Origin of the sequence: Streptomyces roseochromogenus subsp. oscitans DS 12.976 (assembly GCF_000497445.1) — a bacterium.
Classification (GTDB): Bacteria; Actinomycetota; Actinomycetes; order Streptomycetales; family Streptomycetaceae; genus Streptomyces; species Streptomyces oscitans.
Genome location: NZ_CM002285.1, coordinates 2,381,738 through 2,408,676, shown reverse-complemented (window position 1 = coordinate 2,408,676; position 26,939 = coordinate 2,381,738). Strand labels below are relative to the sequence as shown.

At 69.6% G+C, this 26,939-nt stretch carries 30 protein-coding genes; 15 read left to right on the top strand and 15 right to left on the bottom strand.

Features of this window, described 5'->3' with window-relative positions; translation table 11 throughout:
* Positions 1-935 precede the first annotated feature (935 nt).
* From M878_RS60350 to M878_RS60335, 4 genes are all read right to left on the bottom strand, one after another.
* Entirely contained in the window at positions 936-1,820 is an 885-nt protein-coding gene (locus tag M878_RS60350; RefSeq protein WP_023546202.1) for an amino acid ABC transporter permease, read from the bottom strand.
* Positions 1,817-2,482, bottom strand: a complete 666-nt coding sequence (locus M878_RS60345) for an amino acid ABC transporter permease (RefSeq protein WP_031224663.1) — start codon at positions 2,480-2,482, stop codon at positions 1,817-1,819. Before M878_RS60345 ends, M878_RS60350 begins: the two co-directional genes overlap by 4 nt.
* Positions 2,483-2,603: 121 nt before the next feature.
* Positions 2,604-3,440 carry a glutamate ABC transporter substrate-binding protein gene (locus tag M878_RS60340; protein WP_023546200.1) on the bottom strand — a complete coding sequence of 279 codons (837 nt, stop codon included), beginning with the start codon at positions 3,438-3,440 and terminating at the stop codon, positions 2,604-2,606.
* A gap of 77 nt (positions 3,441-3,517) precedes the next feature.
* Complete coding sequence (locus tag M878_RS60335; protein ID WP_023546199.1) at positions 3,518-4,294, bottom strand: amino acid ABC transporter ATP-binding protein; 777 nt, start codon at positions 4,292-4,294, stop codon at positions 3,518-3,520.
* A 287-nt stretch (positions 4,295-4,581) separates the two neighbouring features.
* Here M878_RS60335 and M878_RS60330 point away from each other — a divergent pair, with 287 nt between their 5' ends.
* Positions 4,582-5,268 (top strand): response regulator transcription factor, encoded by a 687-nt coding sequence (locus M878_RS60330; protein WP_023546198.1) that lies wholly within the window; start codon positions 4,582-4,584, stop codon positions 5,266-5,268.
* A 9-nt stretch (positions 5,269-5,277) separates the two neighbouring features.
* Positions 5,278-6,681, top strand: a complete 1,404-nt coding sequence (locus tag M878_RS60325; protein WP_023546197.1) for a sensor histidine kinase — start codon at positions 5,278-5,280, stop codon at positions 6,679-6,681.
* 109 nt (positions 6,682-6,790) lie between these two features.
* On the opposite strand, the gene M878_RS60320 is transcribed toward M878_RS60325, so the two are convergent.
* A complete protein-coding gene (locus tag M878_RS60320) occupies positions 6,791-7,789 on the bottom strand; it encodes a TAXI family TRAP transporter solute-binding subunit (protein ID WP_023546196.1) in 999 nt (332 codons plus the stop codon).
* Between the two features lie 106 nt (positions 7,790-7,895).
* Between M878_RS60320 and M878_RS60315 the strand changes: the two genes are divergently transcribed.
* Positions 7,896-8,324, top strand: coding sequence for a pyrophosphohydrolase domain-containing protein (locus M878_RS60315; protein ID WP_023546195.1), 429 nt, complete (start codon positions 7,896-7,898; stop codon positions 8,322-8,324).
* Positions 8,325-8,459: 135 nt separating this feature from the next.
* On the opposite strand, the gene M878_RS60310 is transcribed toward M878_RS60315, so the two are convergent.
* The 4 genes from M878_RS60310 to M878_RS60300 all read right to left on the bottom strand — a co-directional run bounded on the left by M878_RS60310 (position 8,460) and on the right by M878_RS60300 (position 11,092).
* Positions 8,460-9,500, bottom strand: coding sequence for a hypothetical protein (locus M878_RS60310; RefSeq protein ID WP_023546194.1), 1,041 nt, complete (start codon positions 9,498-9,500; stop codon positions 8,460-8,462).
* Entirely contained in the window at positions 9,497-9,907 is a 411-nt protein-coding gene (locus M878_RS99755; RefSeq protein ID WP_023546193.1) for a hypothetical protein, read from the bottom strand. Before M878_RS99755 ends, M878_RS60310 begins: the two co-directional genes overlap by 4 nt.
* A gap of 286 nt (positions 9,908-10,193) precedes the next feature.
* Positions 10,194-10,637 (bottom strand): MarR family winged helix-turn-helix transcriptional regulator, encoded by a 444-nt coding sequence (locus M878_RS60305; RefSeq protein ID WP_023546192.1) that lies wholly within the window; start codon positions 10,635-10,637, stop codon positions 10,194-10,196.
* Between the two features lie 95 nt (positions 10,638-10,732).
* On the bottom strand, positions 10,733-11,092 hold the full coding sequence (locus M878_RS60300) for a DUF6204 family protein (RefSeq protein WP_023546191.1): 360 nt from the start codon (positions 11,090-11,092) through the stop codon (positions 10,733-10,735).
* 162 nt (positions 11,093-11,254) lie between these two features.
* Here M878_RS60300 and M878_RS60295 point away from each other — a divergent pair, with 162 nt between their 5' ends.
* Positions 11,255-12,004 carry a PP2C family protein-serine/threonine phosphatase gene (locus M878_RS60295; protein ID WP_023546190.1) on the top strand — a complete coding sequence of 250 codons (750 nt, stop codon included), beginning with the start codon at positions 11,255-11,257 and terminating at the stop codon, positions 12,002-12,004.
* Between the two features lie 62 nt (positions 12,005-12,066).
* On the opposite strand, the gene M878_RS60290 is transcribed toward M878_RS60295, so the two are convergent.
* Entirely contained in the window at positions 12,067-12,783 is a 717-nt protein-coding gene (locus tag M878_RS60290; RefSeq protein ID WP_023546189.1) for a protein-L-isoaspartate O-methyltransferase family protein, read from the bottom strand.
* A gap of 41 nt (positions 12,784-12,824) precedes the next feature.
* Between M878_RS60290 and M878_RS60285 the strand changes: the two genes are divergently transcribed.
* On the top strand, positions 12,825-13,103 hold the full coding sequence (locus M878_RS60285; protein WP_023546188.1) for a hypothetical protein: 279 nt from the start codon (positions 12,825-12,827) through the stop codon (positions 13,101-13,103).
* 65 nt (positions 13,104-13,168) lie between these two features.
* On the opposite strand, the gene M878_RS60280 is transcribed toward M878_RS60285, so the two are convergent.
* On the bottom strand, positions 13,169-13,594 hold the full coding sequence (locus M878_RS60280) for an SRPBCC family protein (protein WP_023546187.1): 426 nt from the start codon (positions 13,592-13,594) through the stop codon (positions 13,169-13,171).
* A gap of 205 nt (positions 13,595-13,799) precedes the next feature.
* Between M878_RS60280 and M878_RS60275 the strand changes: the two genes are divergently transcribed.
* From M878_RS60275 to M878_RS60250, 6 genes are all read left to right on the top strand, one after another.
* Positions 13,800-14,729, top strand: a complete 930-nt coding sequence (locus M878_RS60275) for an ATP-binding cassette domain-containing protein (protein ID WP_051430076.1) — start codon at positions 13,800-13,802, stop codon at positions 14,727-14,729.
* The gene (locus tag M878_RS60270) at positions 14,726-15,385 is read left to right on the top strand and encodes a hypothetical protein (protein ID WP_023546185.1); all 660 of its coding nucleotides are present in this window, start codon (positions 14,726-14,728) and stop codon (positions 15,383-15,385) included. Before M878_RS60275 ends, M878_RS60270 begins: the two co-directional genes overlap by 4 nt.
* 234 nt (positions 15,386-15,619) lie before the next feature.
* Entirely contained in the window at positions 15,620-15,985 is a 366-nt protein-coding gene (locus M878_RS60265; protein WP_023546184.1) for a hypothetical protein, read from the top strand.
* A gap of 535 nt (positions 15,986-16,520) precedes the next feature.
* The gene (locus M878_RS60260; RefSeq protein WP_023546183.1) at positions 16,521-17,684 is read left to right on the top strand and encodes an aminotransferase class I/II-fold pyridoxal phosphate-dependent enzyme; all 1,164 of its coding nucleotides are present in this window, start codon (positions 16,521-16,523) and stop codon (positions 17,682-17,684) included.
* A gap of 935 nt (positions 17,685-18,619) precedes the next feature.
* Positions 18,620-19,204, top strand: a complete 585-nt coding sequence (locus M878_RS60255; protein WP_031224659.1) for a DUF2975 domain-containing protein — start codon at positions 18,620-18,622, stop codon at positions 19,202-19,204.
* Positions 19,204-19,437, top strand: coding sequence for a helix-turn-helix domain-containing protein (locus M878_RS60250; protein ID WP_023546181.1), 234 nt, complete (start codon positions 19,204-19,206; stop codon positions 19,435-19,437). The genes M878_RS60255 and M878_RS60250 overlap by 1 nt, the downstream gene beginning before the upstream one ends.
* 74 nt (positions 19,438-19,511) lie before the next feature.
* On the opposite strand, the gene M878_RS60245 is transcribed toward M878_RS60250, so the two are convergent.
* Together M878_RS60245 and M878_RS60240 are read right to left on the bottom strand one after the other, a co-directional pair.
* Positions 19,512-19,835 (bottom strand): hypothetical protein, encoded by a 324-nt coding sequence (locus M878_RS60245; protein ID WP_023546180.1) that lies wholly within the window; start codon positions 19,833-19,835, stop codon positions 19,512-19,514.
* Between the two features lie 6 nt (positions 19,836-19,841).
* Positions 19,842-20,219, bottom strand: a complete 378-nt coding sequence (locus M878_RS60240) for an ArsR/SmtB family transcription factor (protein ID WP_023546179.1) — start codon at positions 20,217-20,219, stop codon at positions 19,842-19,844.
* Between the two features lie 107 nt (positions 20,220-20,326).
* On the opposite strand from M878_RS60240, the gene merA reads away from it, so the two are divergent.
* From merA to M878_RS60225, 3 genes are all read left to right on the top strand, one after another.
* Positions 20,327-21,766: a mercury(II) reductase gene (gene merA, locus M878_RS60235; protein ID WP_023546178.1), complete on the top strand. Its 1,440-nt coding sequence runs from the start codon at positions 20,327-20,329 to the stop codon at positions 21,764-21,766.
* A gap of 410 nt (positions 21,767-22,176) precedes the next feature.
* Positions 22,177-22,329 carry a hypothetical protein gene (locus tag M878_RS99745; RefSeq protein WP_023546176.1) on the top strand — a complete coding sequence of 51 codons (153 nt, stop codon included), beginning with the start codon at positions 22,177-22,179 and terminating at the stop codon, positions 22,327-22,329.
* A 49-nt stretch (positions 22,330-22,378) separates the two neighbouring features.
* Positions 22,379-22,573: a hypothetical protein gene (locus M878_RS60225; RefSeq protein WP_023546175.1), complete on the top strand. Its 195-nt coding sequence runs from the start codon at positions 22,379-22,381 to the stop codon at positions 22,571-22,573.
* 18 nt (positions 22,574-22,591) lie between these two features.
* On the opposite strand, the gene M878_RS60220 is transcribed toward M878_RS60225, so the two are convergent.
* Positions 22,592-23,713, bottom strand: a complete 1,122-nt coding sequence (locus M878_RS60220) for an alkaline phosphatase family protein (RefSeq protein WP_023546174.1) — start codon at positions 23,711-23,713, stop codon at positions 22,592-22,594.
* Positions 23,710-24,999, bottom strand: coding sequence for an alkaline phosphatase family protein (locus M878_RS60215; protein WP_023546173.1), 1,290 nt, complete (start codon positions 24,997-24,999; stop codon positions 23,710-23,712). The genes M878_RS60220 and M878_RS60215 overlap by 4 nt, the downstream gene beginning before the upstream one ends.
* 394 nt (positions 25,000-25,393) lie before the next feature.
* Between M878_RS60215 and miaB the strand changes: the two genes are divergently transcribed.
* Positions 25,394-26,917 carry a tRNA (N6-isopentenyl adenosine(37)-C2)-methylthiotransferase MiaB gene (gene miaB / locus M878_RS60210; RefSeq protein WP_031224656.1) on the top strand — a complete coding sequence of 508 codons (1,524 nt, stop codon included), beginning with the start codon at positions 25,394-25,396 and terminating at the stop codon, positions 26,915-26,917.
* The last annotated feature ends 22 nt before the right edge of the window (positions 26,918-26,939 follow it).

The following is a 26,939-nucleotide window of genomic DNA, read 5'->3' as shown; positions in this document are numbered from 1 at the left end:
CAATTGGCAGCAGGGAGGCGGGATGTCCTTCGCGTACTGTCATGGGGCCAGTAAGCCTTCGGTCCCGGGTGTCGAGACAAAATACAACTGAGAGCCCGTGCAAGGTATCGAGGCGCTACGCATCGCCTGATCCGAATCGGAATCGACCGAGAGAGAGTTCGAGCCAATGAAGAAGCGATGGTCCGTATTGTTTGCTGGCGGTGTGCTGGCGGTGTCCAGCTTTGGGCTTCAAGGTGCGGCCTCGGCCGCTCCCCATGAGTCCTCCACCATAAAGTCGTGGCCCGACGACTGCCATTTTGAGAAGTACACTCCGGATGGTAATGAGGGCGCCAGGGCCTGGTGTAACAAGAGTAATGGCGGGCACTACAAAGCGATCGTGGTGTGCGTTAGGTATCTAAACGGCGAAAAGGTCGACCGTGAAGCCGGGGTATGGCAGTCCGGGGGCAAGGACTCCATTGTCTGGTGCCCGCCGGAAACATTCACGGAAACCCCAGGGATTGAGACGAAGGCTTCATAGCCTCGACAGCTGGTGACGGTCCGCCGGACTTTTCCGGCGGACCGTTTCGGCTTGTCGGGCGGCTGATGGTGGCTTGAGTGCCTGCATGTGCCCGCAGGGCGCAAGGTGTCAATTTGCAGGACTGCTGAGGTGTTTGTCACCGCACTCATCAGAGGTATTTTCTCGTAAAAGTACGCATCGGGGACTTCCCCTGCTCCCCCATCGAAGCCGCTGATCAGTTTTTCCTTTCACGGTCGCACCGCGGCGACTTCCTGGCCTATGCTGGCCTCCTGGGTTCCGCTGTTCAAAGACTCCTTCTGCCTGACTGGCAATCAGTCCTAGGGGCGCCCGGTATTTTCTGAGGATCGATACCGGAATGCTCTCGGACGGCCGCGACCCCTGCTGAGAATCTACCCTCGGATCAAGCCGTGGAGCCGGTTCAGTAGGTGCCCCCGACCTTGGCCGCGTTGAGTTCGTCAACCTCCTCGGCTCCGAGTGCCGCACCCGTGCTGCGCTTGCTGCGCCGCAGCCGGTGCTCCAGCCAGCCTGCGAAGGACGTCAGGGCGAAGTTGAGCACGATGTAGATGGCCGCCACGACGATGAAGCTGGCGATGACGTTGGCGTAGTTGGCCGCGAGCGTGCCGCGCTCGCTCAGCAGTTCGGCGTAGCCGAGCATCACACCACCCAGCGCCGTGTCCTTCACGATGACCACGAGCTGGCTGACGATGGCCGGCAGCATGGCGGTGACCGCCTGCGGGAGCAGGATGCCGGTCATCGTCTGGCCCTTGCGCAGGCCGATCGCGTACGCCGCTTCCGTCTGGCCCTTGGGCAGGGCCAGGATGCCGGCCCGTACGACTTCGGCGAGCACCGAGGCGTTGTAGAGCACCAGGCCGGTGACCACCGCGTACAGGGGCCGGTCGTCGCTGTTGACCTGCGTGTACCGGTTGTAGAGCTCGTTGGCGAACAGCATCAGCAGCAGTACCGGGATCGCCCGGAAGAACTCGACCACCACACCCGCCACGATGCGCACCCAGCGGTGGTCCGACAGCCGGGCGATACCGAAGACGGCGCCGAGCGGAAGGGCGATCACCATGGACAGCGCCGCCGCCTTGAGGGTGTTGACGAGTCCTGGCAGCAGGTACGTCGTCCATGCCTCGGACGTGGTGAACGGCTGCCACAGCGCCCACTTCAGCTGCTGCTTGTCGTCCATCGTCTTCCAGACCCACCACACCAGCGCGCCGAGCAGGACGAGGAAGACGGCGGACAGGAGGGCGTTGCGCCGCTTGGCGCGGGGGCCGGGAGTGTCGTAGAGGACGGAGCTCATCGCTTCACCGCCAGTCGCTTGCCGAGCCAGCCCAGGACCAGGCCGACGGGCAGGGTCAGGATCACGAACCCGAGGGCGAAGACGGCGCCGATGGCCAGGGTCTGTGCCTCGTTCTCGATCATGGTCTTCATCAGGGTCGCGGCCTCGGCGACGCCGATGGCGGCCGCGACAGTGGTGTTCTTCGTCAGAGCGATCAGGACGTTGGCCAGCGGGCCGATGACCGCGCGGAACGCCTGGGGCAGCACGATCAGGCGCAGGGTCTGGCCGAAGTTGAGCCCGATCGCACGGGCGGCTTCGGCCTGGCCGACCGGCACGGTGTTGATGCCGGAGCGGATCGCCTCGCACACGAAGGCGGCCGTGTAGGCGATGAGACCGAGGACGGCCAGGCGGAATCCCTGGACCTTGAAGTCGGAGGCGCCCAGCGTCACGCGGAAGATGTCGGCGAGGCCGAGCGAGGTGAACAGGATGATGATCGTCAGCGGGATGTTGCGGACGATGTTCACGTAGAAGGTGCCGAACCCGCGCATCATCGGGACCGGACTGACCCGCATCCCGGCCAGCAGGGTGCCCCAGACCAGGGAGCCGACCGCGGAGAGGACGGTGAGTTTCACCGTCATCCAGAACGCCCCTAGGACGTCGTAACCAGAAAGAAAGTCGAACACGATCTCCCGCGCTTCCGGGTGTGTGGCGTACGTGGAGGGCGGGGCGCGCCGCCGGGAAAGCGGCGGCGCGCCTTCAGAACCCTGCGTCACCCGCCGGAGTGAGCGCCGGCGGAGTTCCGCGTTACTTGACGATCTGGCCGATCTTCGGCGCGGGCTCGTTCTTGTAGTTCGCCGGGCCGAAGTTCTTCTCCACGGCGGCTTTCCAGGAGCCGTCGCTGACCATCTTCTCCAGCGCCTTGTTGATCTTGTCGAGGGTCGCGGAGTCGCCCTTCTTGACGCCGATGCCGTAGTTCTCGTTGCTCAGCTTCAGACCGGCGAGCTTGAACTGGCCCTTGTACTTGTCCTGCGCGGCGTAGCCCGCGAGGATCGAGTCGTCGGTGGTCACCGCGTCCACCGCGCCGCTCTGGAGGCTCGCGATGCACTCCGAGTAGGAGCTGAGCTCCTTCAGGTTGGAGTGCGGGGCGATCGTGTCGTGGATGTTCTGTGCCGACGTGGAGCCGGTCACGGAGCACAGGTTCTTGCCGTTGAGGTCCGTGCCCTTGGCGATCTTCGAGTCCTTCTTGAGCAGCAGGTCCTGGTGGGCCAGCAGGTACGGACCGGCGAAGTCGACCTTGGCCTTGCGCTTGTCGGTGATCGAGTAGGTGGCGGCGATGAACTTCACGTCACCGCGCTGCAGCGCGTTCTCACGGTCGGCGCTCTTGGTCTCCACCCACTGGATGTCGCTCGGCTTGTAGCCGAGCTGCTTGGCGACGTACGTGGCCACGTCCACGTCGAAGCCCGCGTAGCTGCCGTCGGGCTGCTTCAGGCCCAGGCCCGGCTGGTCGAACTTGATACCGATCTTGATCTTGCCGCTACCGCCGCCCGAGCCGCTGTTCGAGTTGTTGCCGCCGCACGCGGTGGCGGTTACGGCGAGGGCGACCACGACGGCCGAGGCGGCGGTGACCTTGCGGAGCTTCATGGTGAACATCCTTCGAGTGGTGCGGAACGAGGTCCGTTGGAAAAGGCAACCCAGGGGCGCGGGGCGGTCCCGCACCGTCAGTGGTGCAGGATCTTGGACAGGAAGTCCTTGGCCCGGTCGCTGCGCGGGTTGCTGAAGAACCGGTCGGGCGCGGCCTGTTCGACGATCCGGCCGTCGGCCATGAAGACGACCCGGTTGGCGGCCGATCGTGCGAAACCCATCTCATGGGTGACGACGACCATCGTCATGCCCTCGCGGGCGAGCTGCTGCATGACCTCGAGGACCTCATTGATCATCTCGGGGTCGAGGGCGGAGGTCGGCTCGTCGAAGAGCATGACCTTCGGGCCCATCGCCAGCGCCCGCGCGATGGCGACGCGCTGCTGCTGGCCGCCGGAGAGCTGGGCGGGGTACTTGTCGGCCTGGGTGCCCACGCCGACCCGGTCGAGCAGGGACCGGGCCTTCTCCTCGGCCTGCTTCTTCTCCGCCTTCCGGACCTTGAGCTGCCCCAGCATCACGTTCTCGAGCACGGTCTTGTGCGCGAACAGGTTGAAGGACTGGAAGACCATCCCGACGTCCGCCCGCAGCCGGGCCAGCTCCTTGCCCTCCTGGGGCAGCGGCATTCCGTCGATCGTGATGGTGCCCGAGTCGATCGTCTCCAGGCGGTTGATGGTGCGGCACAGGGTCGACTTTCCGGACCCGGAGGGCCCGATGACCACGACGACCTCGCCGCGGGCGATCGTCAGGTCGATGTCCTGGAGAACGTGCAACGCGCCGAAGTGCTTGTTGACGCTCTTCAGGACGACCAGTTCGTCGGACACGGCCCCGTCTTCCTCGGCCGCCGATACATTGGTCATCGCTCTCAGGCTCCGTCCTCCTCGGTTTCGGAGGACAGTAGTGAGCGGCTGTGACCTGCGTCATCACATCTGAGGGAGATCTGAGCATCACGATCCGATAGCAATCGGACACGTGTCGTAGCACTTGCCGCGCGTGTGCGTATCGGCCGGATAACGGAAGCGGCCGGCAACCGGAACCCTCTTGACGTCGTCCTTGTCCATCGGCGTGACTGCCATGGTGCACGCGCGCGAGCTACACGATGCACGAGAACCAAGACCGTACGACCGCTGAACCGGAGGGGGCCGGGATGAGACTGCTGCTCGTCGAGGACGACAACCACGTCGCCGCGGCCCTGTCCGCCGTACTCGCCCGGCACGGATTCGAGGTCACACACGCGCGCAGCGGCGAGGAGGCCCTCCAGGCCCTCGTCCCCGAGGGCGCCGGATTCGGCGTGGTCCTCCTTGACCTCGGCCTGCCCGACCAGGACGGATACGAGGTCTGCGGCAAGATCCGCAAACGCACCAGCACCCCGGTCATCATGGTCACCGCCCGCTCCGACGTCCGCTCCCGCATCCACGGGCTCAACCTCGGCGCCGACGACTATGTGGTGAAGCCGTACGACACCGGGGAACTGCTCGCCCGTATACACGCCGTCAGCCGGCGCACCGTCCACGAGGACGCGGGGTCCGGTGGTGACAGCTCCCTGCTGCTCGGCCCCGTGCGCATCGAACTGCCCACCCGGCAGGTCACCGTGGATGGTTCGATAATCCAACTGACCCGCAAGGAGTTCGATCTGCTCGCCCTGCTCGCGCAGCGCCCCGGTGTGGTCTTCCGGCGGGAACAGATCATCAGCGAGGTCTGGCGCACCAGTTGGGAGGGGACCGGCCGCACCCTGGAGGTGCATGTCGCCTCCCTGCGCGCCAAACTGCGCATGCCCGCGCTGATCGAGACCGTACGCGGCGTCGGCTACCGGCTCGTCGCCCCGGCCGTCTAGCGGGGACGGGTGCGCGCACGTCTGCTGCCGCTGCTCATCGTCCTGATAGCGGCCGTCCTCCTCGCCCTCGGGATCCCGCTCGCCGTCAGCCTGGCCGCCGCCCAGCAGCAGAGGGTCGTCGTCGACCGCATCGACGACACGGCCCGCTTCGCGGCGCTCGCCCAGTTCGTCACCGACGGGCCCAGTGGGTCCCGCCGCACCAGCACCGACGAGCGCCTGGAGGCCCTGCGCAGCGAACTGGACAGCTACTACGGCGTCTACGGCATCCGCGCGGGCGTCTTCTACCGTAACGACTCCGCGATGGCCAATGCGCCCGGCGACTGGTTCGTACCGCGGACGGGGGAGGTGCGGGACGCCTTCGAGGAGGCGCTGCTGAGCCGGCGCAGCCACGACCCGAAACAGGTGTGGCCCTGGCAGCGCAGCCGGCTGATCGTCGCCTCACCGGTGATCCGGGACGGGGACGTCGTGGCGGTCGTGGTCACCGACTCACCCACCGGGCAGATGCGTTCACGGACCCTGCGCGGCTGGCTGCTCATCGGGGCCGGGGAGATCGCGGCGATGCTGCTGGCCGTCGGCGCGGCGCTGCGGCTGACCGGCTGGGTGCTCAGGCCGGTACGGGTCCTGGACGCCACCACGCACGACATCGCCACCGGACGCCTGAAGTCCCGGGTCGCGGCCGCCGGCGGGCCGCCGGAACTCAGACGGCTGGCCCGGTCGTTCAACGAGATGGCGGACAACGTCGAGGACGTGCTGGAGCAGCAGCGGGCCTTCGTCGCGGACGCCTCGCACCAGCTGCGCAACCCGCTCTCGGCGCTGCTGCTGCGCATCGAACTGCTCGCACTCGAACTCCCGGAGGGCAATGAGGAGATCGCCTCGGTCCGCACCGAGGGCAAGCGCCTCGCGCAGGTTCTGGACGACCTGCTCGACCTGGCGCTGGCCGAGCACGCCGAGGCGGACCTGAGCCTGACCGACATCGGCGCGCTCGCCGGGGAGCGGGTCGCCGCCTGGTCTCCGGCCGCCGAGGCCAAGGGTGTCCGGCTGACCGGGGACTGTCCGCCCACGACCGCCTGGGCGGACCCGATCACCCTGTCCAGCGCCCTGGACGCGGTGATCGACAACGCCGTGAAGTTCAGCCCCGAGGGCGGCACGGTGGCGGTCACCGTGGCCGTCGACGGCGACACCTCCACGGTCGTCGTCACCGACACCGGACCCGGCCTCACCGACGAGGAACTCGCGCGCGTGGGCGACCGCTTCTGGCGCAGCGGCCGCCACCAGAACATCAAGGGCTCCGGCCTCGGCCTCTCCATCGTCCGTGCGCTGCTCACGGCGGGCGGCGGCTCGATCGCCTACGCCCACCATACGCCGCGCGGCTTGCGGGTGACGGTGGCGGTGCCCCGGCAGGGGGAGCGCTGACCGGGGAGGGGAGCGGGGTCCACCGGTAACAGGTAACCGCTCGGTTGGGCGGCGCCTGGGCGGGGCCGGGAGGCTGCGGCCCGGCTCGATGGGCTTTCGTCCGCCCCCGCTAGGGCTTCATCGAGCGGTAGTAGCGGCGGGCGCCCTCCTGGAGGGGGAGGGGGTCGGTGTAGATGGCGGTGCGCAGGTCGACCAGTTGGGCGGAGTGGACGTGGGCGCCGATGCCGTCGCGGCTCTTGATGACCGTGCGGGTCACCCATTCGGTCAGCCGGGGGTCCACGTCCGTACGCGTCATCAGGAGGTTGGACACGGCGATGGTCGGGACCACGCTGCCCTGCTGTACGGCCGGGTAGGCCGACTCGGGGATGTTGGTGGCCCGGTAGTAGCGCGCCTCCTGGCCCTCGTTGTGCAGCTTGGTGACGAGGTCGCCCTCGATCGGCACGAACTTGAAGGCGGACTTGTTCGCCAGTGTGAGCAGTCCCCTGGTGGGCAGGCCGCCCGACCAGAAGAAGGCGTCGATCTTGTGCTGCGCCAGCCGGTCGGGCCCGGTGTCGATGCCGTCCGCGACCGCCGTGATGTCCTTGCGCGGGTCGATGCCGGCGGCCTTGAGCACCCGGTCGGCGATCAGCCGCACCCCGGAGTCGGGCAGCCCGGTCGCCACCCGCTTGTGCCGCAGGTCCGCGATGCTCCGGATGTCCGAGTCGCTGCGCACGACGAGATGCACATAGTCGTCGTAGAGCCGGGCCACCCCGCGCAGCCGCTCGGCGCCGCTGCCGTGCGCCAGTTCGTACGCCTCCACCGCGTCCGCCGCCGCGATGGTGAAGTCGGCCTTGCCGGTCGCCACCCGCTGCACGTTCTCCTGCGAACCGGCACTGTTGAGGAGCTTCACCGTCAAGTCGGGCATGTCCTTGGCGAACTCGGCGCGCAGCCGCTCGCCGTACTCCTGGTACACCCCTCGGGGAGTGCCCGTGCTGAACACGATCGTCCCGCTCGGCGGCTTCTCGCCCAGCGGCAGCAGCCACCACAGCAGCAGCCCGAGCACCACGGCACCGGCGGCCGCGGCCGGCAGCGCCCGGCGTCTGCTGATCCGGGGGAACACCTTGGACATGCGGCGATCCTGCCAGGCCGGGCGCGGCGCTGGCCAGGGCCCGGGTCACTCCGGGACGGGGAAGCGGACCGCGGGCGCTGTCAGTGGTCGCCGTTAGAGTCGACGCATGAGCACTTCACCCGCCCACCTCGTCCGGGAGTTCCACCGCGCCTTCGGTCTCGACGCCCGCAGTACGCCGACGGAGGTGGACCCCGAACTGGCCGCGCACCGTGGCGAACTGCTCGCCGAGGAGGCCGCGGAGGTCGCCGAGGTCGCGGTCGACGGCCCGCTGGACAAGCTCGCGCACGAACTGGCGGACGTGGTCTACGTGGCGTACGGCACGGCGCTGGTCCACGGCATCGACCTCGATCAGGTGATCGCCGAGATCCACCGGGCCAACATGAGCAAGGCCGGCCCGGACGGGCAGGTCGCCCGCCGGGCCGACGGCAAGGTCCTGAAGGGGGAGCACTACCGAGCACCGGACGTGTCGTCCGTGCTGCGCGGCCAGGGCTGGATACCGGCGGCGCAGCCCTCTGCTTCGGAGCCGAGCGCCTAGGCGCGCCGAGCTGGAGCCGGGCGCCGAGGCGCGCTGCGCCGGAGCCGGGTGCCCGGCCGGCGTGCCCAGGTGAGTTGTCCCAGGACGTTGGTGAGGAGCCGTCGTTTTCCTTCGACCTGATCCGCCGGACGGTCCCTAGCCTGCCCGGAGGGTGCCGCCCGCCAGTTTCCACTCGCGGTTCAGGGTGCCGAGCGGGATGCTCCGCTGGACGATCGGTGTGCCGAAGACGGACAGCTGGAGCCGCAGGGTCCCGGACAGATCGACCCCGCCGTACACGCCCCAGGCGCCCCTGGTCTTCGCCCCGGCGCCGTCGGAGGAGGCGTTGACCGTGCCGGAGGCCTCGCCGCGCAGATAGGGAGCCAGGTCGGCGCTGACGCCCACGGTGCCGTAGAGGCCGACCGAGGCCTCGGCGCCGAGCGCCGTCTTGAGGTTGCCGGCGGCGGTGACGGAGGTGTGCACGGGTGTGCTCGTCATGTCCGCGGAGCTGACCGGCGTCCAGCCCTTCGCCGGGCCGAAGGCGCCGCCCGCCTTGAAGCCGCCCTTGAGGTGCTGCTCGACATCGACGGTGACCCGCCCGTCGCCGCTGATCTGCACATAGGCGGTCAGGTCGAGGTTGACGACGACGGGGACGGGGCCGACCTGCAGGACGGGGTCGGCGTGCAGCTTGGCGAACGGGATCCGCAGCGGCGTGCCGGTGGCCGCGGCGGCCCGGCCCTCGACCGCCCAGCCGGAGGTCCAGTCGCCGGACACGCCGAGGTAGGCGGAGCCGGGCGGCGCGTCGGTACCGGTGCCGCCGTAGGCGAAGTCGACCTGCGGGGCGACCTGGACGAAGCCGTGCACCGAGGCGGAGGCCGAGGCAGGGGCGCCCTGGGCCGTCGGGATACCGGCGCTCACATCGAGCCGCAGGCTGCCGAGCGGCAGCGTCGCGCCCTTCGGGCCCGCGTGCACGTCACCCGCCTTCGACCAGGACACCTTCACATCGGGCAGCAGCTTGTCGACGGCGAAGGACGACGGGTCGACCGGTACGGCGCCCTTCGCTGTGTCGTCGCCGAGCAGCGCGTTGAGTGTGGCCGGTTCCGTCTGCACCGCGGTGCCGCTGTCCGTCTCGCCGATCACCTTGGTGACCTTGGCGAGCAGCCCATGCGGAGCCCCGGGCGCGGGCGCACTGGCGATCACATCGCCGACGGCGGCGCGATGCGGGGTGCCGGTGGGGGCGGGTGAGGGGGAGGGGGCGGGGGAGGGGAGGTCGTCGGGGAGGCGGATGAACTCCCTTGGCGGGCGGGCTTGTCGGAGAGGACGGCCCGCCGGGTGTGGCTGTCGTATGCGCTGACGGCGAGCGCCGTTCGGCGCGCCCGCTGTCCGGAACCGGCCGGTCCCGCCGTGGCGGTCGCGGTGGTGGCGGGAGCGGCGGCGACGGCGAGCGAGTGGTCCGTGCCGTCGGCGGGCCGGTCGGCGACCTCGACGTGCCGGCCGTGCCCGGCGGTCGCCGACGGTTCGGCGTGCGGTGCGGACGAGGAACAGGCCGCGGCGAGGAAGACGGTGGCAACGGCGAAGGCGGGCAGCAGGGCACGTCTGTGCCGCATGCGTCTGTGCATGATCGGTCCCGTGTGAGGTGGGGGGTGGCAGAGAGGTACCGGGCGTACGGGCTACTCAGAGGTAGTACCGGCTGGTAACTCGATGTGATCCATGAGCATGCCACGCCCCTGTGCATGGTTCCCTCACAATCCGGCCACATCTCAACGTGAGCTGTGCCACGGCGAGTTCAGGTCGGCGGAAGGCTGAAACCGCCTGTGCGGGACGGGTGTTGAGGGCCGGCGCACAGGAGCAGGGAGGGAATGGGAGAAGGGGAGCCGATGCACCGCGGCAGGCTCAGTGACCGGCCAGGCCGGTGCCGCCGAGGCGGGTCAGCAGAGTCGACAGCAGCCCGGTGTCCTCGGCCTTCCACGCCGGTGCGGCGAAGACCTCTGCGGCGGTCTCCTCGGCCGTGGCGCGCATCTCCTTGAGCCGCTGTCTGCCCGTCGCGGTCAGGGACGCGTACGCCACGCGCGCGTCCCGGGCATCCGCTTCGCGGGTCACCAGCCCGATCCGCTCCAGCGGAGCCAGCCCGCGGGTGACCCCGGACGCCGTCAGGCCCAGTGCCTCGGCGAGGTCCACCCGGCGCATCCGGCCGCCGGGCGCCTCGCTCAGCCTGAGCAGCAGGGTGAAGTCGGCGAGACTGACGCCGTGCAGGCCGCTCAGCCGGGAGTCGAAGCGTCGTACGAGCGCGGCCTGGGCACGCACCAGCCGCAGTGCCGCGTCCAGGGTGTCACTCATCGCCGCCGCTCACCTCCCGCCCCGGGCGTGCCACTCGGTCACTCATTGCTCTCTCCTTGAGTGCGCAAGTTTATCCGCTGTCGGAACGCCTCGCTTCATGAGCCGATGGAGCGTGCCGCGCGTCGCTGCCGCTTGCCCATCGGCGCCTGGGAGAGGTCCTCGGCGGTGGAGCGGAGGTTCTTGAAGCCGTAGCCGCGCTCGGTGAGCCAGGCCTGCGCCGCCGCCTCGGCCCGCTCGGTCGCCTCCAGGATGTCCTCCTCTTCCGCACCGGTGTCGGAGAAACGGAAGACGAAGGCCGGCCGGGCGGCGATGTCGTAGGTGAGGGTGCCCTCGGGCGTGAACGCGGAGCGCAGCACGTCGTGTTCGGCGGCCTCGGCCAGCAGCGCGGCCCGTTGAGCGTCGGTGAGGTTGTCGAAGGTGCCGCGGACGGTGATCCGGAAAGTGCGAGTACTCATTGCCCGACCATAGGCGCAGCGGAGCCGGCGTCTCCAGCGGGTTTCTCCCGACGGGCGCCTACGCTTGAACCATGACCAACGGCAGCGAACGGTGCCCCACCGTGGACCTGCGCAGCTAGCCGACCGACTGCTCGGGCCCGTACGGGAAGGCGGTGGCGTTCCATGCGGTACGTGACGGTGAGCGCGCTGAGCCATCCCGGGCTGCTCCGCGAGCGGAACGAGGACAGCCTCGTCGTCGGGCCGTGGACGCTGTGCGCCACGGTGACGGAGAGTCCGCAGACCCTGGTCTTCCCGATCGGCACGCCCCTGGTCGTCGCCGTCGCCGACGGGCTCGGCGGGCATCCCGGCGGCGAGGTGGCCAGCGCCCTGGTGGCTCGCCGGATCGCGTCCCTCGGACCGGCCCTGAGCAGCGAGGATGCCGTCCTCGACGCCTTGAGCGCCTGCAACCGCGCCGTGTACGAGGCCGCCGGCGGCGACGCGGGAGGCGAGCTGGCGGCCATGGGGACGACGATCGCCGGCATCGTCGTACAAGCCGGCTCCCTGCTGGTGTTCAACGTGGGCGACAGCCGGGTCTTCGCAGCCTCCACCGACGGGCTGCGCCAGGTGAGCGTCGACGACAGTCCTCCGCTCGAACCCGGGCGGCGCACCACGTCGATCGTCACCCAGTGCCTGGGCGGCAGCCGCTCGTACCGCGCCGTCCGCCCCCATGTGAGAGCGGAGTCCCTGTCTCCCGGCGACCGCTATCTCATCTGCACCGACGGTCTGACCGACCCCGTGCCGCAGGATGAACTCGACGAGCTGATGCGGGAGCACGACGACGGCCGGGCGGCTTTCGAGCTGTGGAAGGCCGCGATCGCGGCGGGCGGCCCCGACAACATCACGCTGGCGGTCGTACGCGTCGCGGACGCATAGGGGGCGACGGGCCGACGGGCCGACGGGAGGAGGCGGAACTCCGTGCCGCCCCCAACTCCGCCTCACTCCGCCTCGTCCGGCGGGAAATCGGCCGGCGGGAAATCGTCTGGCGGGATTTCGTCCGGCGGGAAGTCGTCTGACGGAAAGCCGTATCGCCCCTGCAGCCGGACGAAGCAGGCCGGGGTCAGCACCCGCAGCCATGCCAGCCCCGACGCGGTGCGCTCGAAGCACACCACCTGCTCGTGCCCGCCCGGCCCGATCGGCTGCACCAGGCGGCCGCCCGGCCTCACCTGGGCGACCAGCGGCGAGGGCACCTCCGGGAACGCGGCCGACACGAGAACGGCGTCGTACGGAGCACGGTCCGGCACCCCGCCGCTGCCGTCGCCGACCCGCAGCTCCACGTTCCGCACGCCCTGACGTGCGAGGTTCACCCGTGCCTGGCGGGCTATGTCCGGCCGTATCTCGATGCTGACCACGTCCGCGGCCAGCCCGGCGAGCAGCGCGGTCTGGAAGCCGAGACCCGTACCGACCTCCAGCACGTGCTCGGATCCGCCCAGACCCAGGCCCTCGATCATCATGGCGGACAGCGAAGGCTGCGTGGTGACCTGCCCCTGCCCGATCGCGACGGGTACGTCCCGGTAGGCGGCAGCCGCCTGACCTGCCGGGACGAACCCCGCCCTGGGCGTCGTCCGCACGGCCGCGAGCAGCCGTTCGTCCCGGACCCCGGCGGCTATGAGCGCCCGCACGAGATCATCCGGTTCACCGGGTACGACGTTCACGGCACGCGCCGTTCGGTCTCGTGACCGCCTACCGTGGAGACATGCCCGAGATCGTCGTCTACGAAGTCGACAAGCCCGTGGCGGCGCGTTCCTCCCCGGGACCGCCGGGTGGGGCGGAACAGCGCGTCCGCAAGGTGCACGCGGCCCCCGCAGCGCCGGGGTCGCGCACCACCGCGGGACCGCGGACCCTCTGCGGCAAGGACACCTTCGCCATGCAGACGGCCCGCTGGAAGCCCTCCGAGGACCCCGGAGCGCCCTGGTACCCCGCCGAGTACGCCTCCGTGGTCTGCCCGGATTGCGACGCAGTGCTGGAGATCTGAGCGGTGTACCGACTGCTCGGCAGCGTTGATCCCGCCGTGTGCTGAGCCTGCCGCGTTTATGCCGCTCAGCCCCGTTCCACGTACTCCTTGAAGTGCTCCAGATCGCTGCGTACGAGCCGTTGGATCGCGTTCGTCTGGGCGAAGCCCTTCGGCCCGCCGAAGGCGTCCCGGACCGTGCTCGGGTCGTACTCCAGCCGTGCCTGGATCCGGGTGTGGTTCTGGTCGATCGGCTGGACCGAGAAGGAACCCGTCAGCTCGGGAGCGCTCGTGGTGAGCCACTCCATCACGCGCTCGCCGCGGTCGCTGACCTCGGCCTCGACCTCGCGGGCCCGGCCCCCCGCCTCGACGTCCAGATGCGCTCGGCCCCCCGCCTCCGTACGCGCGCCCCGCACTCCCTCCACGAAGCGCGGATAGTTCTCCACTCGGTGCAGCGTCTCCCAGGCCTTGTCGACCGGAACCCCGACGTCGACGTGTAGCTCGAGGGTGCTCATGGCTCACCTCCAGGTGCGGCTCATGGTGCATGCCCTTCCACTTCCAGTGTGCGCCCGACGGGAGGGGAGACGAGCCGAGCGGCCACTTCTACGGCTTCTACGGTGGCACGGGCGGAGCCAATCAGCCGCGTTTCTCGCCGAGTTCAGGCACCGTAACCTGCAATCTTCATGCAGCTGAGGTCGGCGTACGGACGGAGGAGCTCACTTGTTACGACTTCAAGCAGTGAGTAAGCGCTATGGCCGTGGCGATTGGATCCTGAGTGACGTCGACGTGGAGGTCCCGGCGGGAGAGGTCGTGGCATTCACAGGCGGGAACGGTTCCGGAAAGTCGACGCTGTTGCGGATCGCGGTGGGCCTGTCCCGGCCGACCCGCGGCCGGGTGAGCGCGCGGCCACCGGTCGTGGGCTACGTGCCCGACCGATTCGCCCCCAACGAACGCATGTCGGCGGTGGCCTACCTGACCCATGTGGGACGCGTGCGCGGGCTGACCACCTCGGTTGCCTCGTCGCGGGCGGACAAGCTGCTGGACAGGCTGGCGCTGGTGGGCGGCAAGCAGGCCCCGCTGCGGAGCCTGTCCAAGGGCAACGCCCAGAAGGTCGCGGTGGCCCAGGCCCTGTTGGTGGAGCCCGGGCTGCTCGTCCTCGACGAGCCGTGGTCGGGGCTGGACGCCGACGCCCACGGCGTCCTGGCCGAGATCATCACCGAGGTCGCCGGCGCCGGAGGAACGGTGATCTTCACAGACCACCGCGAGTCGGTGACGCGGGCCCGCGCCACCCGCACCTACAGCGTCAGCGAGGGCCGGGTCTCGCTCCGCGCACCGGAGTCCCGGCCGGACGGGCACCGGCCCTCCTCCGACGTCGTCCTGACCGGGTACCTGGGCGGCCGCGTGCCTCAGGACCTCGTCTGGGAGGAGCTGGACGGCGTGCTGGCGGTGAGCCGCACGGCCTCGGGGGTCCGGGTGAGAGTGACCCGCGAGACCACCGACGCCCTGCTGTTCACCGCGCTTCAGCACGGCTGGTCCGTGGAACGGGTGGAAGGGCCGGCCGCGGACCTCCTTGCGCGGGACGCCGCCGCGAACGGAGGCATGCGGTGCACGAACGAAGGCATGCGGTGCACGAACGGAGGCATGCAGTGATCGCCCTCATCCGCTACACGTTCGCCACCGTGCTGCACACCCAGCGTTACGTCGCCCCATTGCTCCTGTTCATGGGCCTGCTGGGCGTGCTGACCGTGAACGGCAGCGGCCCCCTGCCTCCTGCCTACGCCTCCTCCGGCGGTGCGCTGTTCGTCTGCTCGACATGGCTGACCGTCGCGCTGATGAGCCTGGACGAACCGACACAGCGGGCCATCGTCGTCGTCGCGTCCGGCGGCCGGTCGCTGAAGGTTCTGCTCGCGGCGATCGGCACGGCTGTGCTGAGCTGTCTGGCGCTGATGGTCTTCGGCTTGCTCTTCCCGCTGTGGATGGGCCGCTACACCGTCACCATGGACGATCTTCTGCTGGGCATCGAGGCCCAGCTCACCTGCGCGTTCGTGGGTATCGCCATCGGCGTGCTGTGCTCGCGGCTGGTCTTCAGACGGCAGGGATACGCGGTGGTGTCCGCCGTCGCGCTGGTGATGGCAGCCCTCTTCGCCAAGGGCATGCCCCCGGTCAATCGGCTGCTCACCCTGATGTCGACGACGCCCCACGCGACGAAGCTGCTGGCTCCCACGGGGGGCATGCTGGCGATCGCGGCCGCGATCCTGGTCGCGTTCACGGCGGTCACCCAGTTCGTCGCCGTGCGGCGAGAGTGACCCGGGACAGGGCTCTCCCGACAGCAGCCGGGGCATGGGCAGACGGGGCGCGGCGCCTCATGGACGACGTCCCCCGCCTGGCATGCCGCATCCGCGCGGAAGCGCTCTCGGTGCGTCATGGCCAAAACCGGATACCTCCCCATTGTGGCGAAACGCTTCTGCTGGCACCATCTGGTCGCTGGCGGCACGCCATAGCGCGCCTTCTCGTGTCCGCGATCGAATCACGAGTGATAGATGAGAACGGCAATCCTCTTTCTCACGCACACCTTCGACGGCGAAACTGTCCACGCATTCGACAAGTTGGCAAGGGAAGCCGGGGTATTCGGTGATGTGAGGATTCTGGCCGATTCCCCGACCGCACCACCGGACAGGCTCGTGCACTGCTCCCAGTCCTTCGACTTCGAAGACCTCAAAGCGGGGTACCCGAGAACGCTCGCGCGGGACATCGTCCCCGGCAGCTGCCACCTGCCAGTCCTCGACTTCGCGCGAAACCACCCGTACGACGATTACTGGCTCATCGAATATGACGTTCGCTTCACGGGTGACTGGGCCGTCTTCTTCTCCGCCACCGCGGGCAAGCCGTGGAAGAGCATCTCCTGAGAGGCTGGTCCGGGCACTGCGAGTGCGTGATCCCGACGGTCAGACACCACGTTGGAATGGAGGTCGCCGACATCGGCGGTATCGGGCGGTTCGTACCGCCGGGGATGACCAACCGGTTCTATTCGAGCCTTTCCCGGCCGGACGGAAAGCTGGAGCACCTTGGCACGATGCGGTGGCGTCTCCGCCACACTCTCTGGCCGAAAAGGCCCAACACGCTCTACCACCCCGTCAAGCCCGAACCAGTGTCCTGGGCCTCATGGCTCAGTCTGCTCAGCACCAAGGCGGCGTTCGTTGCGAGCCAGTGGAGTTCTCGAAAGCGCTGCGGCGCATGCATACGAGGTCTGCGGTACGCCCGGTCTCCCATCCGTGACGGCAAGCTCCAGGCTCTCACCCAAAGCGACGCACCGCTGTGGGCAGGACCTGCACCCGACCATCACTATCGAGACGTCGGCTGTCCGAGACCAACAGGGAGTACCGCTGGCCCGTTTACGGGTGGACGATCAGCGTCGGCGGTTGCCGGCATGGAGGTATGAGGGTGCGTCAGTCGAGGCGTCTGCTCAGCACGGAGGACTACCTGTTCTCGTTCATTGACAGGACGCGGGCGCTGGCGGAACAGGACGGGCTGGCGCCGATCGTGCTGGGCGTGGGCGACTGCGATCTGCCGACACCGGAGCACATCGTCGCAGCGGTGCGTGAGGCGGTTGGGGACCCGCTGTACCACCGGTATCCGCCGTACGACGGCACACAGGAGCTGCGGGAGGCTGCCGCCGCGTTCCTGGCACGCCGCTTCGGGGTCCGGGCAGATGCCGAGACACAGGTGGTGGCGACGCTGGGCAGCAAGGAGGCGATGGCGCATCTGGCGCTGGGACTCGTCGACCCGGGCGACGTGGTGCTGGTGCCCGATCCGGCATACCCGGTGTACGCGACCTGGGCGCGCTGGTGCGGCGCCGACGTCGTACGTGTCCCGCTGTGCGAGAGCAACGGCTTCCTGCCGGACCTGGACGCCATCGGGCACGAGGTGGCCCGGCGGGCGAAGCTGTTCTGGGTCTGCTACCCGAACAACCCGACCGCCGCCCTCGCGACCACCGAATTCTTCGACCGGCTGGCCCAGTTCGCCTTGGAGCATGACATCCTCGTCGCCTCGGACCTCGCCTACAGCGAGATCTACTACGACTGCGCGCCACCACCCTCCTTCCTGGCTTCTCCCGGGGCGATGGACTGCGGCATCGAGTTCCATTCCCTGTCCAAGACGTACAACATGCCCGGCTGGCGCGTCGGATTCGCCGCAGGTGATTCCACCGCCATCACTGCCCTGCGCGCCATCAAGACGCAGACTGACTCAGGTACCTTCGGCGCGATCCAGCATGCCGCTGCCCGCGCCCTGACCGATCACACCGGCTATCCGGACCGCCTGCGCGCCACCTACCGTGACCGGATGCGGCTGCTGTGCGACGGTCTGGAGGCCGCCGGCCTCGACGTGCTCCGCCCGAAAGCCACCTTCTACTGCCTGGTGCGCACGCCCTACGGCCTGACCAGCGAGGGGTTCGCCAAGAAACTGCTCGAGGACGCCCGAGTGCTGGGCATTCCCGCTACCGGGTTCGGCCCCGGCGGCGAGGGTTACCTGCGGTTGACCGTCTGCGCCGACTCCTCACAAATCGTCGAGGCCGTCCGCCGGATCCAAGCCGTCCGCTGGCGCTGACGACGATGCTTCAAGGGACACCGCGGCAGGATGGACTTACCGGCGCGCACTTGCAGCGGTAGGACCCGCCGACATGCCCTGACTCACGACCGGAGCTGGAGTCGGATCGAGACGCTCACTCGCAGTGGCATGAGGCTCAACGCCTGAGATCTGTCACAGGACCTCGACGCGGCGCGTGCAGGCCCCTGCGCAGGGCGCGGACCAGCACCGACGGCTTCGGCCGACAGGGCTGCGCGGCTTGCGCGGGCCAGTTGATACGCCAGGATCCCGGCGTCCGGCAGTGCCGCCGGTCGCGGCTCGGCGAGCGTCCTGGCCGACCAGTGGTACAGCAGGTCGAGGCGCGGTGTGATGACGCCGTGGTCGAGCGGACGGCCGGGGCCGTCCTCGCGTGCGGCGCAGGTCCGACGCCCGGGCAGCTCCACCAACCCTCACGTGACGCTCGTCCGGGAGTACCTCCTGGCCGCCGCGAAGACATGGTGATCCACCAGCACGACCCCCCACAGGCCGCCTGAAACCGGAGGCACGGCTTCAGCCGGCAGGTGCCCGGTCTGCCGCGTCAGCGATGGTGACCGGCCCCTTCGTCGTCCTCGTGGGCATCGTGATCGCGGCCGACGGGGGTGCCCACCCGCGGCAATCTTCCTCATCGCCGGCGAGACGGCAGGCGTCGCGCCGCCCGTACAGCGTTCCTCGGGAGCCGTTGCAGGCCGTCTCCAAGGCGTGTCCGATGGGTCAGCTGAGACTCGCCAGCGAGATCATCCAACCGAGGGTCAGGACCCGGCTGATCGCAGAGAGGCCGGAACGCTCATATCGGCCGATTCCGGGTGGACGTCGGCCCCCGGCTCTGCCTGGGGGCCTCGTCGGCGGCCGTGAACTTGTCGAATATCGATATGCTCCTCTAGCCTTGGGCATATCGAAAATCGATAGGAAGGGGTGCGATGAACACACGACTCACAAGAACCCTGGCCTCGGTGACCTTTGCGCTGGCGGTTCTCTGCGGTCTCGCCTTCATCGGTACGGCGGTCACGCATATGCTCGACGACGGAGCGGTCTGCGTGCAGACGGACTTCTGGCACAATGCCTCGCTGGCGGACAACTTGCCGGTCGGCAAGGGCGTAAAGGGGTCCAGCAGTGCCACGCGCCTCTGCCAGGACAACCCCTCCGTGGGGCAGCGCGCCGCAGACCTCGGGGGCGAACTGCCCTGGCTGCTGTTCGGTTCCCTCGCGCTGCTGCTCTTCTCCCAGCTGCTCAAGGCCGTCCTGTCGCAGGGGCCGTTCACCGACGCGGTGTCGCGACGGCTCTCCGTACTCGGCTGGTTCGTTGCCGTGGGCACGCCGTTGGCCGGCCTCGTCGTCGGCTGGTCGCGGTCCTGGCTCGTCGGGAGCATGGCGCCGGTCGTGGGTTCCGGGCCGACGGTCTCCGGTCCGCTGGTGCTCGTCCTCGCCGGCCTCGCCGCAGTGATCATGGGGAAGATCATGCGCGAGGGCGTGCGCATGCGAGAGGACCTCGAAGGGACCATCTGATGCCCGAAGAGGAACTCCACGCGATCCAGATCCACCTCGACCGGCTCCTTGCCGAGCGTGGCATGACGCTCACCGAGCTGTCCGCACAAGTGGGCATCACCGTCGTCAACCTCTCCGTACTCAAGAACGGGCGGGCCAAGGCGATCCGCTTCTCAACCTTGTCGAGGATCTGCGATGTCCTCCGGTGTCAGCCGGGAGACCTGATCACCCACGACCCCGCCGAGCCGGCCTAGCCAGTCATCCTCAGCGGGGTCGTGGCGTCCTGGCCCGCGCGAGACGCTCCTGCTCGGCAGCGCGGTAAGGCTCGTCAGTGGTAGGTGCGGGGCTTCCGCTTCGGCGGGGTGGTGCCGGAGCCCTCGGCGGAAGAGTGTTCGGCGGGCCCGCGGCAGGCATGGTGGCTTTTGCGGCGGCGGTGGACCGCGCCGGCAACGGTGGCGGAGGCCAGTGCGGCGGCAGCTGTGGTCCACCACGGGCTGGACAGCCAGGCGCCGAGACCGGTGAGGGCGCCGGAGGCGATGAGCGCTGGGCCGGCGCAGCAGAGGGCCGTCAGTATGGCGATGCCGAGGCCGGCGATGTCGGTGCGGTTGCCGGAGCTGCCGGGATTCCGACGTGTGGGCGGGGCCGTGGGCATGGCTGATCAGCTCTGGTGGTCGGGGATGCGGGCGCAGCAGTCCAGGGCGGCGGCGTTGTCGGCGGCCAGGGAGCGGGCCAGGACGATCAGGTCGATCACACGCGGGTCGCCGACCGAGTACCGCAGTTTGCGGCCGTCGCGGCGGGCGGTGACATAGCCGCAGTCGACCAGGCAGGACAGGTGCACCGACACACGCGGCTGGGAGATGCCGATGTGCTCGACGCACTCGGCGGAGGTGCGCTCCCCGGCCAGGATGAACTCCAGCAGCTTCAGCCGGGTCGGGTCGCCGAGGGCGCGGAAGAAGCGGGCGGTCGTGTCCAGGTGGGTGCAGGGGGCGGCGGTCTGCGCGATGGCGGAAGGGGTGGCGGGGCGGGTCTGGCTCACGGGGTGCCTCCTCCACTGGACCTATTCGCCTATCCGCATAATATGGGAGCTGGACCTATTCGGCAATCCGTATAGGTCGCAGGGGTGGCTCATGTGGAGGTGGCTCCGTGACCACGAGGGACTCCGACGTCGACCTGGCGATCATCGGCTCGGGTTCTGCGGCGTTCGCCGCTGCCATTGCTGCCGCAGGCCAGGGCCGTCGGGTGGTGATGGTGGAGCGCGGCACGCTCGGCGGCACGTGCGTGAACGCCGGGTGTGTGCCGTCGAAGGCGCTGCTGGCCGCCGCCGATGCCCGGCACAGCGCAGCCGTGGCCGGTCGTTTCCCCGGCCTGGCAGCGGCGCGGCTGCCGCTGGATTTCCCGGACCTGATCGACGGCAAGGACACGCTGGTCTCCCAGCTGCGCGCCGAGAAGTACCTCGATCTCGCGGCCGACTACGGCTGGGAGGTCGTGCATGGCACCGCTGCCTTCGTCGGTGACGGCGACGATCCCCTCCTGGAGGTGGCAGGGGCCGATGGCGGCACCCGCCGTATCGAGGCCGCCCACTACCTGGTCGCCACCGGCTCCGTCCCCTGGGCACCGCCCGTCAACGGGCTGGCCGAGACCGGCTACCTGACCTCCACGACCGCGATGGAGCTGGACGCGCTGCCGGAGTCCCTGCTTGTGGTCGGCGGCAATGCGGTCGGCCTGGAGCAGGCCCAGCTCTTCGCCCGGCTCGGCACGAAGGTCACGATCGTGGAAGCCCTGGAGCGGCTGGCCCCGTTCGAGGAGCCGGAGGTGTCCGCTGCCCTCAAGGGCGTCTTCCGGGACGAGGGCATCGCCGTGCGCACCGGTGCGACACTGCGCGCCGTCGGCACCGGCGACGGCGCCAGAGCGGCGGTCCTGCGTGCGGCGGACGGCGCCGAGACCGAGGTGCAGGCCGACCAGCTGCTGATCGCGACCGGCCGCCGACCCGTCACCGCCGGTCTTGGCCTGGACAGGGTCGGGGTCATGACAGGGGCGCGCGGCGAGGTTGTCGTGGACGGCCATCTGCGCAGCACCAACCCGCGGATCTGGGCCGCGGGGGACGTCACCGGCGGGCCGCAGTTCGTGTACGTGGCCGCCGCGCAGGGCACACTGGCCGCCGACAACGCCCTGAACGGCGCCCGGCGCACCTTGGACTACACCGCGGTGCCGCGGGTCACCTTCACCAGCCCGGCGCTGGCAGCCGTCGGCCTGACCGAGGCGGAGGCGGTCGCGGCCGGGCTGCGGTGCGACTGCCGCACCCTGGACCTGGCGTACGTGCCTCGGGCGCTGGTGAGACGGGACACCCGCGGCCTGGTCAGGATCGTGGCGGAGGCGGGCACCGGACGCCTGCTCGGCGTGCACGCCGTCGCCGACGGCGCGGGCGATCTGATCACCGCCGCCACCTACGCCCTCACCGCCCAGATGACCGTCGGACAACTCGCCCGCACCTGGGCGCCGTACCTGACGACCGCCGAGGCGCTCAGGCTGGCCGCCCAGATGTACACCGGCGATGTTGCGAGGCTGTCCTGCTGCGCCGGCTGACACGCCGAGTGGCCGGGGAAGGGAGTTCGCGAGGTGTCGATGCGTAAGGACCGGGTCCGGCCGATGACGGTCGGGGACCTGGGACTGATCTGCACCCTTGGCCGCAGCCCGGCGAACTACCGGCTGTTGTACGCGCCCGAGGCCCTGTGGCGCGTGCGACGGATCGGCGAACTGCGCGGCCTCGGCCTCACGGAACGAGCACGAACTCGGGGCGATCATCGAGTACGGCATCGGCCACCCCGCCGTACGGTCCACGGCGTTCCAGCCCGTCACCCACTCCGGCCGGCACGTGCCGTTCGATCCGCTGAACCGGCTCACCGACACCCCGTACGGCTCCAAGACCGCACGCCCCACGCAGGACAGGTGACCCGCCGCCTCGCCGGCCCCTGGACCCGGCCGAGGACGGTCGTGTGCTCGAAGTGGCCTCCGGTCCCGGCACCACCGCCGTGCTCCTCGCCGGCGCCTACGGTGTGCGCGAGTTCGCCGACCGCCGCCTGCTCCGCCTGGCCGGCGGCCGCATCACTGTCCTCGACCCGGCCAGTCTCCTGGGCGAAGCCGGATAACCCGTCATAGGGGAGCAACGGGCGAGCAGCCCTCAGGGAGACGAGGACGATGACCGGACAGCTATTGACCGAGGTCAGCGCCGTCGTGTCGCCCGAGCGTGAAGCCGGCCTTGTCGCGGCCTACCGCGTCCTGGTCGCAGGCCCCCTCCCGCCGAGCTGGGCCCTGGCCATGAGGGCGGCTGTGGCCACCAGCGCCTGGCAGACCGCGCACCGGGGCGCGACGCTGGGGCGCTGGCTGGCATGACTCGACCGGGCCGTGCCGTCATGTCCCGGCATTGAACACGTCGGTGCCGAAGCGGCTGAGGCCCTTCTGTCCGGCGTAGCCCAGATACGGCAGTCCGAACCGGTCCTCGATGCTGGCGAGCAGCGAGTAGTGGTTGTACGGCGTCGTGCTCCAGGTGCCGCCCTTGGTGAAGGGGGAGAGCAGGAGTGCCCCCGTACGGCCGCCGCCGAGGCCGGTGATACCGGGCAGCGGAGTGTTCGGGGCCGGGCCCTCGCCGCAGCAGGCACTGGCGTCCTCCTGCGGACCGTCGGACTCGTCGAAGGTGATCATCAGCATGCCGTCCTTCTTGAAGGCCGGGGAGGAGGTGATGACCGGGACCCATTGCTTCAGCCAGGCGTCGGCGGAGACCAGCCCGCCCGGACGGCCGTCCACGCACGGGGAGTCATGGCCGTCGTCGCACAGGTCGGGGGTGATGTAGCTCAGCTCGGGGGTGGTCGCGGTGCTGTGCAGGTCGGTGGTGAGCGCGGAGAGGTCGACGACGTGCCGGGCGCAGCTGTCCTGCTGGTCGATGATCGAGTGGAAGTACATGAACGGGTTGTGGCGGGTGGCGTACTCGTCGCCGACCTTCGCCTTCTGGGTGTCGTCCACCGCGCCGAGGGCAGGGTGGCGGCACGGCGTGCCCATGTCCTCCATGTATCCCTTCCAGGTGTGCCCCGAGGCGTCCATCTGGTCGGCCAGCGTCTGCACGCCGGAGGGGTAGACGCAGCCCTGGCCGACGGCCTGGCCGGGGTCGACGGTTCCGGTCCGGACGAACGGCGCGAAGGTCTGGCAGTCGGACTGGGTGTCCGGGTTCGGGGCCTGTCCGGAGATCTGCGCGAGGTAGTTGTCCAGGCTGTTGTGGCCGATGCCGTAGTACTGCGACAGCAGCACGCCCTGGGACCGCAGCGTCCGGCTCAGATACGGCGCCTTGGAGCCGGCTCCCCAGGTCTCGTCGTACCCCTTGTTCTCCAGGTTGATCACGAAGACGTGGTGCGGGTCCGCGGTGGGTGCGGCCTCGGCCTGCATCGCCGTCAGGGTGCCGCCTCCGCCCGCCACGAGGGCGGTGAACGCGGCGGCGATGGTCAGCAGGCGGCGCCTGCCGCGCAGGAGACGGTGCTTCATGGGTTCGGGAGCTTCCATCCGAGGGACAGGGCGAGGTCGCGCAGGGCGTGCCACTGCTCGTAGTCGGGCAGTACGGCGGGCGGGCAGGGCGTGCCGAGGACGGGCGGCACGGACCACTGCGGGGCGTCGGTGTTGGGCGGGTTGGTGAAGTCGAGCACTTCGACGATGTTGTTCGCCGCGGCGTCCCGGGGGGTGAGGGCGGGCAGGTTCCAGCGCCACTCCATGGCCTTGAGGACCGAGGTGTGGTCGTACACACCGTGCGCGACGTGGCCGCGCTTCGCGCGCGGGGAGATCACCAGGCAGGGCGTGCGGAAGCCGCGCAGGCCCCAGTCGGGGTGGGCGTCGGGGGCGGTGGTGGGGGCCACGTGGTCGAAGAAGCCGCCCCATTCGTCGTAGTTGATCACCAGCAGGGTCCGTTCCCAGGCGGGGCTGGTGGTGACGGCGCGGTAGACCTCGTCGAGGAAGTGCTGGCCGGCGCGGATGTCGGCGTGCGGGTGGTCGTCGGCGGAGGTGCCGCTGCCCTCGTCGAGGAACTTGGGGTCCACGAAGGAGACCTGGGGCAGGGTGCCGGCGGCGCAGTCGGCGAGGAACTCGGTGTACGGGTGCGAGATGTCGAGGTGCTTGGTGCCCCACAGCGCGGTGAACGGCACGTCGTAGAAGTAGTACTTGCCCTGCAGGCCCGCGTCGGCGAGACGGTCCCAGATGGTGGGGAGCGTGGATATGGCGGTGGAGTTGTGGATGCGGTCGGTCTGCGCGGCGTGCTGGTAGAAGCGGTTCGGGTACGTCTCGGCCATGATCGCCGAGAAGTAGCGGTCGCAGACGGTCCAGGCGGGTGCGGCCTTGCCGTAGAAGTCGAGGTCCTCCGGCAGGTAGTAGCCGATGGAGAACGCGTCGTTGGTCCCGGCGCGCAGCCAGCCGTCGCAGGCGCCGCCGTTGTACTCGATCCGGCCGCCCTCGTAGCTGTGGTCGGGGTCGTTGTACTGGCAGCCCTGGGAGGTGTCCAGGCGGTGGGTGGGGTGGGCGACGCCGTCGCGGTCGGTGTAGGTCAGCCCGGCCTGCTTGCCGTCGGCGCCGGGCAGCCAGCCCAGGTAGTGGTCGAAGGAGCGGTTCTCCATCATCACGACCACGATGTGGTCGATGCCCGAGTCCTGCGGTGCCGGGAGGGAGGGGGTCTGCTGTGCGGAGGGGAAGGTCTGACCGGCGTCGGCCAGACCTTCCGTGACGAGGGGGGCGGTTGCCGTCGCGGCCGCGGCCCCGATGATCAGTCTTCTGCGGGAGATGCTCACAGGGTTCTTATAGCGGCTTCATATACCGGAGAGTAACAATCCGGTTCATGCTTCCACGGAAGTTCATCGCGCGTTCCGAGGGCCGCCGCAAGGTCTCCGTCAGGTATCCCGGTCCGTGGCCGGAATGTCCCCTCTGGGCGTGGCCGCGGCCCCGGCCACGGCTCGGGCTTCGATGCCCTTGCGTCTCCGGCTCGGTAGCGGGGCGGCTGCCGGTGCCTGCACGGTCGCGGCGCCGGATGCGCGGTGGCAGGGAGGTTCCTGCCCGGATCGCCGGTCCCGCCGGCAGTGCCGGCATCGGCTGCGACCTGCTGACGGAGAACGCAGGGGCTCCGGTGGCCATGGGGGTGAGGGAGGTGCTGAGCTCGGGTCTCTCAGGAGCACCTACCCTTGAGGCATGACCAGCAGCAGCCACCGGAGCCAGGCAGTGGACCTTCGTTCATCTATGACGTATGAGATCCGTACCTATGGGTGCCAGATGAACGTCCACGATTCCGAGCGCCTGGCCGGGCTGCTCGAAGAGGCCGGGTACGTGCGGGCGCCCGAGGGGGCGGACGGGGACGCCGACGTGGTCGTGTTCAACACCTGCGCCGTACGGGAGAACGCCGACAACCGGCTGTACGGCAACCTCGGCCGGCTCGCGCCGAAGAAGGCCTCGCGGCCCGGTATGCAGATCGCGGTCGGCGGCTGTCTCGCGCAGAAGGACCGCGACACCATCGTGAAGAAGGCGCCCTGGGTGGACGTCGTCTTCGGTACGCACAACATCGGCAAGCTGCCGGTCCTGCTGGAGCGCGCCCGCGTGCAGCAGGAGGCGCAGGTCGAGATCGCCGAGTCGCTGGAGGCGTTCCCCTCCACGCTGCCGACCCGGCGCGAGAGCGCCTACGCGGCCTGGGTGTCGATCTCCGTCGGCTGCAACAACACCTGCACCTTCTGCATCGTCCCGGCCCTGCGCGGCAAGGAGAAGGACCGCCGGCCCGGTGACATCCTCGCCGAGGTCGAGGCGCTGGTCGCCGAAGGCGTCTCCGAGATCACGCTGCTCGGCCAGAACGTCAACGCCTACGGCTCCGACATCGGCGACCGCGAGGCGTTCAGCAAACTGCTGCGCGCCTGCGGGAACATCGAGGGCCTGGAGCGGGTGCGCTTCACGTCCCCGCACCCCCGTGACTTCACCGACGACGTCATCGCCGCCATGGCCGAGACCCCGAACGTGATGCCGCAGCTGCACATGCCGCTGCAGTCCGGGTCGGACACGGTCCTGAAGTCGATGCGCCGGTCGTACCGGCAGGAGCGCTACCTCGGGATCATCGAGAAGGTCCGGGCCGCCATCCCGCACGCCGCGATCACCACCGACATCATCGTGGGCTTCCCGGGAGAGACGGAAGCGGACTTCGAGCAGACCCTGCACGTCGTCCGCGAGGCGCGCTTCGCGCAGGCCTTCACCTTCCAGTACTCCAAGCGCCCGGGCACCCCGGCCGCGACGATGGAGAACCAGATCCCCAAGGAGGTCGTCCAGGCGCGCTACGAGCGGCTCGTCGCCCTCCAGGAGGAGATCTCCTGGGAGGAGAACAAGAAGCAGGTCGGCCGCACGCTGGAGCTGATGGTCGCCGAGGGCGAGGGCCGCAAGGACGGTGCCACGCACCGGCTCTCCGGTCGCGCCCCCGACAACCGGCTCGTCCACTTCACCAAGCCTGAGCAGGAGGTCCGCCCCGGTGACGTGGTCACCGTCGAGGTGACCTACGCCGCCCCGCACCACCTCCTCGCCGAGGGCCCCGTCCTCGATGTGCGCCGTACGCGCGCGGGGGACGCCTGGGAGAAGCGCACCGCCGCCGAGTCCGCCAAGCCCGCGGGTGTCCTGCTGGGTCTGCCGAAGATCGGCGTCCCGGAGCCGCTGCCGGCCGCGACCGGCTGCGGCTGCGACTGACGGCGCGCAACGTGCCCGACGC